Origin of the sequence: Vibrio owensii (assembly GCF_002021755.1) — a bacterium.
GTDB classification, from domain to species: Bacteria; Pseudomonadota; Gammaproteobacteria; order Enterobacterales; family Vibrionaceae; genus Vibrio; species Vibrio owensii.
This window is the reverse complement of sequence record NZ_CP019960.1, coordinates 937,161-950,173: the sequence shown is the minus strand read 5'-3', so window position 1 is coordinate 950,173 and position 13,013 is coordinate 937,161. Positions and strand designations below refer to the sequence as shown.

At 43.5% G+C, this 13,013-nt stretch carries 12 protein-coding genes; 5 read left to right on the top strand and 7 right to left on the bottom strand.

The features are described 5' to 3' along the window. The first annotated feature begins 87 nt into the window (after positions 1–87). A complete protein-coding gene (locus tag A9237_RS20815; protein ID WP_005441885.1) occupies positions 88–1,722 on the top strand; it encodes a DUF2813 domain-containing protein in 1,635 nt (544 codons plus the stop codon). A 126-nt stretch (positions 1,723–1,848) separates the two neighbouring features. Here the strand turns inward: A9237_RS20815 and A9237_RS20810 are convergent, their stop codons facing one another. Next, positions 1,849–2,328: a DUF1097 domain-containing protein gene (locus tag A9237_RS20810; RefSeq protein ID WP_078609497.1), complete on the bottom strand. Its 480-nt coding sequence runs from the start codon at positions 2,326–2,328 to the stop codon at positions 1,849–1,851. Between the two features lie 296 nt (positions 2,329–2,624). Further along, the gene (locus A9237_RS20805) at positions 2,625–3,530 is read right to left on the bottom strand and encodes a LysR substrate-binding domain-containing protein (RefSeq protein WP_005441888.1); all 906 of its coding nucleotides are present in this window, start codon (positions 3,528–3,530) and stop codon (positions 2,625–2,627) included. Positions 3,531–3,816: 286 nt separating this feature from the next. Between A9237_RS20805 and focA the strand changes: the two genes are divergently transcribed. Next, the gene (gene focA, locus A9237_RS20795; RefSeq protein ID WP_078609494.1) at positions 3,817–5,268 is read left to right on the top strand and encodes a formate transporter FocA; all 1,452 of its coding nucleotides are present in this window, start codon (positions 3,817–3,819) and stop codon (positions 5,266–5,268) included. Between the two features lie 123 nt (positions 5,269–5,391). Here the strand turns inward: focA and A9237_RS20790 are convergent, their stop codons facing one another. From A9237_RS20790 to A9237_RS20780, 3 genes are all read right to left on the bottom strand, one after another. Then, complete coding sequence (locus A9237_RS20790) at positions 5,392–5,961, bottom strand: YceI family protein (protein WP_078609492.1); 570 nt, start codon at positions 5,959–5,961, stop codon at positions 5,392–5,394. Beyond that, the gene (locus A9237_RS20785) at positions 5,958–6,497 is read right to left on the bottom strand and encodes a cytochrome b (RefSeq protein WP_078609490.1); all 540 of its coding nucleotides are present in this window, start codon (positions 6,495–6,497) and stop codon (positions 5,958–5,960) included. Before A9237_RS20785 ends, A9237_RS20790 begins: the two co-directional genes overlap by 4 nt. Positions 6,498–6,671: 174 nt before the next feature. Next, positions 6,672–6,914 carry a DUF2164 domain-containing protein gene (locus A9237_RS20780; protein ID WP_005441892.1) on the bottom strand — a complete coding sequence of 81 codons (243 nt, stop codon included), beginning with the start codon at positions 6,912–6,914 and terminating at the stop codon, positions 6,672–6,674. Positions 6,915–7,044: 130 nt separating this feature from the next. Between A9237_RS20780 and A9237_RS20775 the strand changes: the two genes are divergently transcribed. Together A9237_RS20775 and A9237_RS20770 are read left to right on the top strand one after the other, a co-directional pair. Further along, positions 7,045–7,677: a hypothetical protein gene (locus A9237_RS20775; protein ID WP_009704469.1), complete on the top strand. Its 633-nt coding sequence runs from the start codon at positions 7,045–7,047 to the stop codon at positions 7,675–7,677. A 194-nt stretch (positions 7,678–7,871) separates the two neighbouring features. Continuing rightward, the gene (locus A9237_RS20770) at positions 7,872–8,660 is read left to right on the top strand and encodes an EAL domain-containing protein (protein ID WP_078609489.1); all 789 of its coding nucleotides are present in this window, start codon (positions 7,872–7,874) and stop codon (positions 8,658–8,660) included. 30 nt (positions 8,661–8,690) lie between these two features. Here the strand turns inward: A9237_RS20770 and A9237_RS20765 are convergent, their stop codons facing one another. Together A9237_RS20765 and A9237_RS20760 are read right to left on the bottom strand one after the other, a co-directional pair. Beyond that, positions 8,691–9,944, bottom strand: coding sequence for a DEAD/DEAH box helicase (locus A9237_RS20765; RefSeq protein ID WP_078609487.1), 1,254 nt, complete (start codon positions 9,942–9,944; stop codon positions 8,691–8,693). A gap of 75 nt (positions 9,945–10,019) precedes the next feature. Continuing rightward, entirely contained in the window at positions 10,020–10,616 is a 597-nt protein-coding gene (locus A9237_RS20760; protein ID WP_153303271.1) for an acyl carrier protein phosphodiesterase, read from the bottom strand. Positions 10,617–11,222: 606 nt separating this feature from the next. On the opposite strand from A9237_RS20760, the gene A9237_RS20755 reads away from it, so the two are divergent. Continuing rightward, positions 11,223–12,653, top strand: a complete 1,431-nt coding sequence (locus tag A9237_RS20755) for a methyl-accepting chemotaxis protein (protein ID WP_078609483.1) — start codon at positions 11,223–11,225, stop codon at positions 12,651–12,653. Positions 12,654–13,013: the final 360 nt, after the last annotated feature.

The window sequence follows — 13,013 nt, the reverse complement described above, 5'->3', positions numbered from 1 at the left end:
AGCTTAACTTGCCTAGATCAATTTCATATATGCTTAGGAGAAGCAAAAGAACCCTCGATAATTCAAATAATTGCAAGGAGGAGTGAGATGAGACTAGAACGCATCGAAATCTCTGGGTTTAGAGGCATCAAACGCCTTTCACTCTCTTTTGACGAGCTGACAACTCTGATCGGCGAAAACACTTGGGGTAAGTCTTCCCTTCTTGATGCCCTATCCCTCGCACTGCCAGCTGATGGCTCGCTTTATCAATTTGAAATGACGGATTTTCACGTCGATTACGCCATTTCTCATCCACAGACGCAACACCTTCAAATCGTCTTGTGTTTCAAAGCTCAAGATAAACAAGAGGTTAACGCGGGGCGCTATCGCCGGATCAAACCAACTTGGTGTGTAAATGCTGATAACGAGAACGTCATCTACTATCGCTTAAGTGCGACGCGCGATGGGCACCATATTACCACCAAATATGCATTTTTAGACTGTGATGGTGAGCCTAAGCAGCTTCACCATTCAGAAAAACTCGCAATTGAGTTGATGACGTTACACCCGGTGATCCGATTACGCGATTCTCGTCGATTCCCTCAGCCCAACCACATTAACGGCGAAAATAAAAACGCCCGCATTGAGAAGCGCATTAACAATACATGCCGCCGCTTGTTTGCCATGCCTGGCCATGTAAATAAAGGCGAAGTACGAAGTAGCTTAGATTCGATGCAAACCCTAGTGGAGCATTACTTCGCTTTCAGAAGCGTAAAAAAAGGAAACCCTCGAAAACCACGCGATGGACTTTTTTATGCCAGCCCTTCTTCAGACAAAGGCTTACCGCAGTTTTTGAAAGAGACAAACAACAAACAATCACGTCTATTGTTAATGGGCTTGCTTAATGCTTACCTTCAAGCAAAAGGACCGACCGACTTGAGACGTTGTGCTCGACCTATTTTGATCATCGAAGATCCAGAAGGACGTTTGCACCCTACCCATCTCTCTCGCGCTTGGAGCTTGTTGCAACTTCTTCCGATGCAGAAGATTCTGACGACAAACAGTGCCCGATTGCTTGGCTCAGTTCCTCTCGCCTCAATACGCCGGTTAATGCGTTTGTCTGACCGTACCATTGCAAAATCACTCAACACGAATCGATTCAGTGTCGATCAATTGCGTCGAATTGGCTTCCATATTCGCTTTCACCGTGCTGGCGCTTTGTTTGCACGCTGTTGGTTACTAGTTGAGGGCGAAACAGAAGTCTGGTTGTTCAACGAATTAGCGCGTCAATGCGGATATGATTTGGCCGCAGAGGGCGTGCAGATTGTTGAGTTCGCTCAATCAGGATTGAAATCACTGGTCAAAGTTGCCAAGGAATTCGGCATTGACTGGCACGTGGTGACAGATGGAGACCCTGCAGGTAAGAAATACGCCCATACTGTTCGCGCACATTTGGAAAATGACCAAGAACGTCATCGATTAACAGAACTTCCAGACAGAGACATTGAGCACTTCCTTTACAACAATGGCTTTGAATTATTCTTTAAGGACATTATCAAAGTTCCTCATGATCATCCCATGCCCGCCAAGAAAGTCGTGAGTCGTGTTTTGAAAAAACAGGCCAAGCCAGATTTAGCCTTAGCGATAGTCGCAAACTGTGAAGAGAGAGGCATGGAATGCATTCCTGTTCTCCTTCGCTGGACGCTTAAACGCGTGGTAACCATGGCAAATGGCAATACGTGACAACTCGAAGACAAAAAAAAGCACACCAATTGGGTGTGCTTGTATCAAGAATCAGTAATTTTGATTAACGGTATTGAGCGGGATAAGTCTCAACACACAGCGGATACAAATAAGATCGGGGGTTCACTACTGTACTTGCTCAGCAAGCGAAGAAGTAGCGGCTGATTTCGCATGTAACCAAAGTCCTGTTGCTTTCATTAGGTAACCAAACACACTACCTAAAATCAGCGATGGCACTACAAGTTGCCAATTGCCGTCTGCAGCAAAAGTCGCGCATGAGCCAATGAAAGTACCAGGGATGTACGCCAACCAAGCTTGCTTAGCTTGAATACACATAAAAAACGCAACCACAGCAGTAATTACATAGCCAAGAATCTCTAGCCCTGCATAAGTCGAACCGTAGATGATCACCATCGCCCAGAATACACCACTCATGTTGGTGATTAAGCTAATTCCTAAGCCTTTCAAGCCACTTGTCGGGGATGCAAAGTAACTTGTACAACCAAGAAAGCCAGCCCAAGATAACAGGCCTAGGGAGGTCGCGATCCAGCCCCACACGCCAGAGAGAATGCCAGTGGTAATAGAGATTGCTAAAAGTGTTGTCATGGTATTCTTACCCGCTTGCTAGTTTCGTACCGTTATGGTTCGAAAACTGCCTTCATACATTGAAATCAGGCAGTGAATACTAGGCATATAGATCGAATACTTCGGTGATTAAGATCACATTAAAGTTCATATCGTTTCATTTTTTACACGTTAAATTTGACGCAACCGATAAATCAACAGATTTCGAAAATAACAAAGTCGCAATGAATTGGGCAAAATGAGCAATAAATGACAAAAAAGGCCCTGCGAGATGCAGAGCCTTTTCTAAGATACGATCATTTTGTTTCGAATATCGCTTAAAGCACTGAAGGTTTACCCTTCATCATGCGTAAGCCTTCACGCTTAATGCAATCAACCAGCGGGTTTTCCGCCATATCGGCACGCCAGATAAATGACAACGTTCGATCCATCTTTAGATCAGGTACGTTCAATGCAACCAAATCGCCTGCTTCGATGTAACGCTCTACATCAAGGTATGGTAGACACGTTAAGTATTGGCCATTCGACACTAAACTTCTGAGTACTGGCACGTGTTCATATTCGCGCCATACATCTAAATCTTCAATAAGATGGTGAATTGAACTATCAAAAATCTTGCGAGTTCCAGAACCGTGTTCACGCAATACCCATTTTGCTTGCTCTAATTGCGCTAGGCTCACAGACGAGTTACGTGCAAATGGATGGTGAGACGCTGCAACTACGGTAAGATGGTCACGACACCAAATCTCTTGGTGTAAACGGTTGTCATCGCAGCGACCTTCAATCACGCCTAGGTCGTATTTGTAATCTAGAACACCATCAATGACTGCTTGCGTACTTTGCACGCCTAACGAAATTCGCATCTCTGGAAAGTCGTTATCAATGATACTGATAAGGTCAGGAACCAAGTGTTCTGCCGGCGTTTGACTCGCACCTAATCGAATGTGTCCACTCAGCAAATGTTGCTCATAAAATCCCATTTCGATTTGCAGTGCGTCTTGTAACAAACGCTTTGCTTTCGGCCTTAACCACATCCCCCAATGCGTTAACGCCATTTGCTTGCCTTGCCTTTCAAATAAAGGTCTGCCAAGCATTTTTTCTAACTGAGCGAGCGACATACTTGTCGCTGATTGTGTCAGAGCCAGTTTATCTGCGGCCTGGCTTACACTGCCGGTATCTGCAACTGCGTCAAAAACCGCTAATTGCTTAAGTGAGTAGCGCAAAGTTTCCTCCCTAATTGGCGAGTATTCACCATACTCTCGCAACCCCAAAAATACTGCGTTAATACGCAATGAAGTTCATTTTACCTGCCTTGAAAAACTTATCAAATAATTTGATGAGGATTCTAAATATTATCAATTTTACCTGTACCACTCGTCCGCTTAATCTGGATATGCGGTTCGGGAACACCGCAACAAAAAACAATAACACCTTCTCTTTCGAGCGCATTAGATGCCTCGATTTCATTAACCAAGGAGTTTCTATGGAACCACAAACTAAGGAGTCAATATGGCGGTGACCAGCTCTCAAAATCATCAGTATTTCTCACCAAAAGAAATGATGGCTGAAGCTGAGAAGTTTGCCCTTAGCAAAGCAAACAAAACCAGCGGCATGACACTGGGTTTGGCAATTATGGCAGGCGCATTCATCGGTTTAGCATTCTTGTTTTACATCACAGTGACAACAGGTAGTGCGGACGCAGGTTGGGGGCTTAGCCGTCTTGCAGGTGGTTTAGCATTCAGTATGGGTTTGATACTCATCGTCATTTGTGGTGGTGAGTTGTTTACCAGCTCAGTGCTTTCGAGCATCTCATGGGCAAACAAACAAATCTCATTCGGCAAAATGTTGTCGATTTGGGGAAAGGTTTATGTAGGTAACTTCATCGGTGCGATGTTCCTACTTGCATTGGTAAGCGCTGCTGGCTTGTACCAGATGGATGCGGGTCAATGGGGTTTAAACGCACTAAACATTGCACAGCACAAGCTACACCACACATTGGTACAAGCATTTGCACTGGGCATTCTATGTAACTTATTGGTTTGTCTTGCTATTTGGCTAACGTTCAGTTCTGCAAATGCAATGACAAAAGCAGCGATGACCATCATGCCAGTGGCAATGTTCGTCAGCAGTGGCTTTGAGCACTGTGTAGCAAACATGTTCATGGTACCGCTAGGCATCGTAATCGCGAATTTCGCACCAGAAACTTTCTGGACTTCGGTTGGCGTATCGGCTTCTCAATACGCAGACCTAAATGTTGGCCACTTTATCACTGCAAACTTAATTCCAGTGACTCTGGGCAACATTGTTGGCGGCGCTGTGTTAGTTGGCTTAGCTAACTGGTGTATCTACCGCCGACCAGAACTAAAAGCAGCAAAAATTTCATCCATTACAAACACTACAACACTAACGTCAGTTAAGGAAAGCACTATGAAAAACGCATCAATTGTAAAAGAAATCATGAACCCGAGCCCAGTTACTCTGAGCGTAGAAATGCCAGTTTCAACTGCACTAGATACCCTATTGGACAACAATCTAATCAGTGCTCCTGTTGTTGACATCGACAATCGTTTGGTTGGTTTCTTCTCAGCGCACGACGTAATGGTTGAGTTGTGGTGCCAAGATTACATCCCTGCTCAAGAACAAAAAGTGGTAGATTTGATGAGCCGTGACGTTGTAGCGATTGATGCTGGTGACCGTTTGGTGGATGTAGTTGAGTTCCTATGTATCGATAAAGAACAACTTTACCCAACAACAAGTATGGGCATGGCGACGTGCTTTACTTCTCTTTCTCTTGAAGAGCGTGCTAAGAGCATCAAAGTAAGCAAGCCACAAGTGCTTCCTGTATTAGAAAACGGTTTGATGGTTGGTGTAGTAACACGTAACGAAGTACTAAAAGCACTACGTCCAGTTTACGGCGAACGTCTAAACCTAGTTGATGACAAAGTACTAGAAACTGCATAAGACTATTACAACGAATAACTAGCAACTAGCAAAACAAGTTGGCACCAATAAAAAAGCGCTCTATTTAGAGCGCTTTCTTCATTTATGTCGTTAAGAACGAAGTAAATCGTGAGGAACAAGAAGTTACTTCTTAACACCTTCGACGTGCAGTTCCATATCAACGTAGCTTGAAGAGCCCATTACTGGGATTTCAAAATCAGCAAGCTCAAGACGAGTTTGACCGATGAAGCCTGCACGCTCACCACCCCATGGGTCGTTACCTGCACCAACAAATTCCGCTTCGATTGTGATTGGTTTCGTTACACCATGAAGAGTAAGGTCACCCGTTACGTCTAGTTTACCGTCACCTTTGTCTACAACTTTTGTACTCTTGAACGTCGCTTCGCTGTATTTACCTGCGTCGATGAAATCACCGCTACGGATGTGCTTGTCACGCTCAGCATGGTTTGAGTCAAGGCTTGTCGTATCAACAACTACGTTTACTTTAGAGTCCGCTATGTTGTTTTCATCAAAAGAAAAGTCACCAGAAAATGTATTAAAACGACCTTTGATGAAACTGTAACCTAGGTGGCTAACTTTGAAGTTGATAGATGCGTGAGCACCTTTAGTATCGATAACATAATCTGCAGCGTTAGCACCAAACGGTAGTGCCATAGCGATTGCTAATCCTGTAGCGAAAAGTGACTTTTTCATTTTGAAGCTCCTAACATTTTTCTTAATGTGTTGTCTTTATCGATAAAGTGATGTTTGAGTGCAGCAGCAGCATGCAATCCAGCCATTAGGATCACAGCCCAAGCTGCATAAAAGTGGATTTCACCTGCAATGTCTGATTGACCAGGGAATAACTCCCCTGCGCTTGGTACGGTAAACCAGTTAAATACTTCGATACCGCGACCATCAGATGTTGAGATGAGGTAACCTGAAACAAAGATAGTAATAAGCAACAGGTACATAACCCCATGTGCGGCTTTTGCTGCAATTACCTCGTAAGGTTTACCTTCTACTTTTGGTGACGCCGTCACATGTTTCCATACGATGCGACCTAAAGTGAGTATTGCCAGTAAAATGCCCACAGAGCGGTGATAATGTGGTGCGGTTTGGTACCATTCACTGTAGTAGCTTAAATCGACCATCCACAGACCCACAGCAAACAAGCCGATAATGCAAAGCGCTGAAATCCAATGCATCGCTCTCGCCGGCACGTTGTAGTTCTTTACCAGTGTTTCCATCTCACGTTCCTAGATATCTTCCTAAGTTGATGTTGAGCAAGAAACACAACATTAACTTATTTACCTTGTATGCAACAGATTATTTACCATCCTTTACATCAAACCAATAATACCTTTTTAAACAACTTGTTCGAAAAATTAGAAGGAACTTCAAACCATTTAAAAATCGGACACTTAGAGTTGAACTTCTTGCTCTATCTCATACAGTTCATCCGTCATTTCTAACATGCGTCGTTCGATCACGGTTTTGGCGTCTTCAATGCCCTTGTTGTAGTAGATAGGCGCTAATTTTTCAGTGATGAAATCAATCAAAAACTCACTGTCGAACTGGCCTATTTCCACTTCCAACTCGTCTTGCATGTAATCTTGTATAGCTGTCGCCAATGCTTCTTTTTGTGCTCTTTCTAGTTTGATCATATTTTACCTGCGGAACTCTATTCTCAATTTTGATGTTTAGATCAAGAAGTTGCCTATCTAAATTAGTCTATCCTAAAAGGACTATGCTAACCTTTCGCCGTTCAATTTGTTAACCGTTAAGGGATATTCTTTGCTACTCGACTTAGTCATCCAAAGTGTCAATGATTTTCAGGACGATTGTCTCAAACTGTGTGAGAAGCATTATCCTGCGGTACATAACCAAGGTATGAGTGAACACCATCTCGGCCTCGCATTTGCTCGACGCATGGAACACACTTTTCGTCACTTTGGTCATAGCAGTACCATCAAACCTATTGAAGTACTTGATGCCCCCGACCTGCCACACCACTACCGCATCTCATCTGAAATTGGAACGGTTTGGGTATTGAGCCACCATTTAGTCAGCGCTGGTAACTCATGCCGAGAGAACCTGCTCTCTTCGATAACGGAATGGCAAAGTGAATATGGTTATGCCCTGCAGCCTAACGACCTATTGTTTTTAGTCAGCGATCATTGGATCAGTCGCAGCAAAACCAGCCGTGAGCTGTTGCACTGGTGGATGGGAGAATTACCAGAACCGATTAACGAGTATACAGAGCAAGGCATTACCCTTTTTACCAGCGAATCACAGCTGACTCATTCATTAGATACACGTTTTGGGATCAGCCCTTGTTACATCAAATTCGGCCACCCTTTACGACGTTCCAATAAACAACAACAGGTGAGAAAGTACATTCAGCTGTATGCGGTTTTACAGTGGTAGCATCAAATAGCAACGGGTAGATTATCAGTTCATTCAGCGATTTGTTTGAGGCGGGTCGATATTTCTGAGTGTGTTGAGCTATCTCGCTTGCCTTGCCTACGCTCCCCGCTTAGATTCAAGAAACTAAAGTAAAACTAGATGCACAACAATCAGTTAAGCATCAATACAGTGTCTTGGTCTAGGTTACAACAATAATGATGAGTATCTCGCAGCTGCTTAGCTGCATTTTTAAACAAGTAGATGGTCAATACATCGCGCAATATAAACAGCTGACATTGCGAAGCGTGTTTCAACCTATTTATCAAAAAGATCTTTCCATTATCGGTCTAGAAGCCTTGGTTCGTATTAGTAACCAAGATGGCTTAATGATTCGACCTGACCAGTTCTTTCAATCCACTACGATTCCTACAGAAGATCAAATCAACGTTGAGCGACTAAGCCGTCTCATTCACATCAGTAACTTTGGTCAATCCAAGTTTCGCAATAAAAAGCTCTTTCTCAACGTTCTACCAAAAGCAGCAGAAATGCTCGCAAAAGACATTTCCTATAGCAACTTATTAAAGCAGTCCATTATTGAAGCGGATTTGTGCCGTGAACAGATTGTGATGGAATTGGTAGAGCTCGATGCGAGCGACGAAAACTTCTTATACAAAGCAACAAAAGAGCTAAGCGATAACGGCTATTTATTGGCAATAGACGATTACGGCATTGATGCTTCAACAATAGAACGCGTTAGGTGTGTAAAACCCAACATCATTAAAATCGATCGTTCGCTGTTATTGAGATATGAGAATGGTGATTTTTCTTGTTTGATGGAAGCGTTGTCTTTGGCAAAAGATATTCGCTCAAAAACCGTTATAGAAGGAATTGAAACCGAGCATCAACTTAACTTAATGAAAAAGCTCGGTTTCGATATGTATCAAGGATACTTATTGGCAATGCCACAAACGCTTGAAGCCTACCGGGAAGCAAAGACGGCATAATCAGAGTTACTGATGAATGCCATCATCTTTTTATTTTCGGTTCTTACCACGGTTTTTATGAATCGCCAGTTTCGCCTTCATCTTGCGTTTTTCTGATGAACGACTCTTACGACGACCACCGCCATTACGCTCCGGTTCAACCTCTTCGATCAAACTCGGCTCAAAGCCTTCTAACCATTCTTGCGGCAAACGTTGGTCAAGCAGGTTTTCGATAGCATGCAATAGATACTCTTCATCGCGGCTCATCAAAGAAACGGCCAAACCAGACTTACCTGCACGGCCAGTACGACCGATGCGGTGAACATAATCTTCGGCTTTGAATGGCAAGTCGAAGTTAACTACTTGTTCTAACTCTTGAATGTCTAAACCACGAGCCGCTACATCTGTCGCGATCAGCGCACGTACTTTGCCTTCTTTGAATTCATCAAGCGCACGTTGACGAGCACCTTGTGATTTATCGCCGTTGATAGAAACCGCTTTGATGCCATCCAGCTTTAGCTCTTTCGCTAACTCATCACTGCCTTGTTTGGTTTTAGTAAATACCAACACTTGCTGCCAGTTACGAGAACCAATTAAGTAAGCAAGTAGCTCACGCTTGCGCTTTTTATCAACTGGATAAACCATCTGCTTAACGGTTTCTGCGGTCGTGTTTGCTGGCGACACTTCCACTTCAACTGGAGAGTCCATCAGTTTGTACGCGATGGTTTTGATGCGCTTCTCAAATGTTGCTGAGAACAACATGATCTGTTTATCTTGAGGTAGTCGACGAAGAATGCGTTGCAGATCTGGCCAGAAGCCCATGTCTAACATACGGTCTGCTTCATCAAGAACGAGAACACCGGTTTTAGAAATGTTTACATTGCCGTTAAACAAGTGGTCAAGTAAGCGGCCAGGCGTCGCGATCAGAATGTCTGCGCCCTCTTCCAGCTTTCTCTTCTGTACGCCAATGCTGGTACCACCATAAACACAAACAATTTTAAGGTCAGTGTTTGCTGAGTACTGCGTCAGGTTATCCATGACTTGCTGGGCAAGTTCACGCGTTGGCACAAGAATCAGTGCTCGCGGTGTTCCGTTTCGTTTCTTTTGCTGAACCGTCTGAATGATCGGCAAACCAAATGCAGCCGTTTTACCTGTACCGGTTTGAGCGGCAGCCAGTAGATCTTTACCTTCCAATACATGTGGAATCGACTTTTCCTGAACAGGAGTCGGGGTAACGATATTCATACCGCTTAGGGTATCAACCAACTGTTGTTCAATGCCAAGATCAGCGAAATTAACGGACATGATAAACCTCATAATTTTTGGAGCGCAGAGTTTACCAGAGCCCCTTTGGTCATACTACCTTTAGCAGTCAAGACGTTATGAATTAATTAACTGTTGATGATACTCAGCGGATTGACTCAACACATCTTGATATAGCGCAGCAAATTTCGCTTCCAATTGCTCATATTCATTGTCCAAAACTTCGAACGTTGTTGTTAAGTCAGCCATTCTTGGGCTTCTTTGTGACATTCGATGAAGGGCAAACTCGATGTTTTCTAAGTCTTGATATGACTGTAGCCAACCGCCACTCCACATTCGGCTGTGAAGCATTAAAAATCGCGGTGGAAGGTCGTCAGAGATTTGTTTATTCACTTCGCAATACGCATAACGAACGAAGGAATCTAAAGATTGCGGGCTGAATGTTCGCCAGTGTTTCGCTAAACAATGGTCCCAAAACATATCAAGTGCGATGGGAGCGAAACGTCGAGCAACACCTGTGAAGTGCGGTTTGCATTCTTCAACAAGAGCATGATGGTCGGTAATGCGATCAACGAAACGGTGGAGTTTGATGCCATTGGAAATATCAGTCTGATATTGCTTGCTTGGATCTCCCTTTACGAAATCTCCAAGCAAGTTTCCCATTAAATGGCTATTACAGTGATCTGCAATATGCAGGTGGGCTAGAAAGTTCATTAGACGCTGTGAGTGGCCTTTTGGCTCGTCTTACATGAACTTAGTATAACGTCTGTTGTGACGCGATGAGAGTACTAATTGTACTTATTCGGCTTCGTCTTCTGAGCCAATGTAGTCCGACAAGATAATACCGATTTCAAGAGCATCTAGCATCTCTAGGCATTCGTCGTTTTGATATTGGTCGCTCATTGTGACCTCCTTTGTTTTACATCTCCTGAAGCTGCTTGCTTCAATCTCTACTGCCATTTCTTTTCTTCATTGATGACAGCAACTCCTTTTTATAGCCTTTATATGACACATTCATGACAGCGAGAAGTAAAGTTTTAGAAAGCTATGACAGAAATCATAAGTAAACGTTTGCTCTAATAACCCGTCCTCGTTCATCAATTACACTAAATTGCACCCACCCTTTCTTTAACAAACTGTCAGTTTTTATTTAGTTTTTTGTCATTTATGGAGACGACGTACCGTTATAAGCGATCATAGATCTCATATTTTGAAATCTATCAACCTCTCGTTACATATTTTGCTGATAACCATCGCATATTTTGTTTCGATATATCTCTAAGTTTGTTCATCCCCTTTTCATCTCAAATGGAGCTATAAATGAGAGAAGTTGAGTTTAGAACGATAGACAGGTTATTTATAAAGATGTCTATCAACGACAAAATGTGGGTCATTTTCCTTCTATTCCTAGTGACTTTAACTTCAGTGGCGGGAAGCCGTTATTTCAATGATATTCAACAGTTTGAGCAGCAATCTATCCTAGCGGCAGAAGCGAAGCTCTCAGGCGTAGTTCAAGCTCAAGTACAAAACGTAACGAGCGTGACTGGCGTGGTAAACGTAAGAAACGTTAATGATGCCAAATTCAACAACGGCACCGTGACGGTTTATGCGAAGCTGAATTCCGGTCAGGCAATCCAACTGACAGAAAACCTTTCACGCCAATTTGAGCAAGCAAAATCTGACGCTTTAACTTCTTTCCTTCTTAGCTTGCTTTGGATGGTACCATTCGCCCTTTTCACTTACTGGGTTGCGACTTTCCTTGGTGGTGCGCTTTGGGTGCTATACACCACTACACAGAAAATTGGTGAAGGTGACTTAACTTCTCGCCTAGGTTTTCATCCGGGTCGTGATGAGTTTGGTACGATTGGTTGCGCACTAGATAAATCAATGGATACGCTGACAGAACTTGTCAACAATGTAAAAGACAATGCCAACACGTTAAGTGAGACATCCGCAGCGTTTGAGCAAGACATGAAGCTCAGTGAAACGCAAATCGCACATCAATACCAGACGCTAGATTCTGTTGCGACAGCGATGGAAGAGATGACGGCTTCAGCAAAAGAAGTCTCAAGTATCTCTCAGCAAGCTACTTTGCAATCAGATCAAGATGCTCAGCAAATCGAAAATAGCCGCAATCGAGTTCAAAGCGTCATTTCGGAAATCGAAACGCTATCGAGTTACATCGAACAAGCATCCGCATCAGTTAGCAGTTTGAACGAAAACACGACACAGATTAACGATGTGATTACTACGATTAACGCAATATCAGAACAAACCAACCTTCTCGCGCTAAATGCCGCTATTGAAGCTGCTCGCGCTGGTGAACAAGGTCGTGGTTTTGCAGTTGTCGCGGATGAAGTTCGTACCCTTGCTAGCCGCACGCAACAGGCAACCGTCGAAATCCAAGCGATGATCGAGAAACTGCAAACGGAAAGCCAGAACATTGCGTCTATCACTGACCGTACGGTTCAACAAGCACAAACAAGTAGCCAGTTGATTGATGAGATTGGTGGTGACGTCACCGCAATTGCCGACTCTGCACGTTCATTAATGGACATGAGTATTCAGATTTCAACGTCTGCCGAAGAACAAAGTGCCGTCGCGAATGACATCGCTTCTGAGCTGTCTGACATTCGTTCGCAATCCAATACTATTCGTGAAGTTGCCGAACAATCGACAACTGGTGTGGCAAACTTAACCAAAGCGTCTCAATCCCTTGGCGAAGTATTGAAGCGATACCGAACAGCCTAAAACACGAACACCCCAAAAAGCTCCCAATGTGGAGCTTTTTTTATGCTCGATCAACGGCAACGGACAAAAAGCGACCATTAGATTGTCGAGGGAAAGCGAGCGGGAAAATAATTAAATCAAGCGTTAGATGAGCGCTTGTTTAATTTACTTTGAAGTGAATCGAAATAATCCTCTGAATTCGACTAAAGAATGTTCAAAGGTTAGGTGTTCGGCTATTCTAGATCTTGCCAATTTAATTTTGCTGCTGGTGAACAATATGAATAATTACAACAAAACAAAAGACACTGAAGATCTCCAGTGTCCACTCTGCCAATGCGATGAATATCTGATTTCATCCGATGGTGAAAAATTCACATGTGC

Excerpts from the sequence above, each read along its gene's own strand:
- A9237_RS20810 (WP_078609497.1), bottom strand. The coding sequence starts at position 2,328 with ATGACAACACTTTTAGCAATCTCTATTACCACTGGCATTCTCTCTGGC.
- A9237_RS20755 (WP_078609483.1), top strand. The coding sequence starts at position 11,223 with ATGAGAGAAGTTGAGTTTAGAACGATAGACAGGTTATTTATAAAGATG.
- A9237_RS20765 (WP_078609487.1), bottom strand. The coding sequence starts at position 9,944 with ATGTCCGTTAATTTCGCTGATCTTGGCATTGAACAACAGTTGGTTGAT.
- A9237_RS20780 (WP_005441892.1), bottom strand. The coding sequence starts at position 6,914 with ATGATCAAACTAGAAAGAGCACAAAAAGAAGCATTGGCGACAGCTATA.
- A9237_RS20770 (WP_078609489.1), top strand. The coding sequence starts at position 7,872 with ATGATGAGTATCTCGCAGCTGCTTAGCTGCATTTTTAAACAAGTAGAT.
- A9237_RS20785 (WP_078609490.1), bottom strand. The coding sequence starts at position 6,497 with ATGGAAACACTGGTAAAGAACTACAACGTGCCGGCGAGAGCGATGCAT.
- A9237_RS20790 (WP_078609492.1), bottom strand. The coding sequence starts at position 5,961 with ATGAAAAAGTCACTTTTCGCTACAGGATTAGCAATCGCTATGGCACTA.
- A9237_RS20760 (WP_153303271.1), bottom strand. The coding sequence starts at position 10,616 with ATGAACTTTCTAGCCCACCTGCATATTGCAGATCACTGTAATAGCCAT.
- A9237_RS20815 (WP_005441885.1), top strand. The coding sequence starts at position 88 with ATGAGACTAGAACGCATCGAAATCTCTGGGTTTAGAGGCATCAAACGC.
- focA (WP_078609494.1), top strand. The coding sequence starts at position 3,817 with ATGGCGGTGACCAGCTCTCAAAATCATCAGTATTTCTCACCAAAAGAA.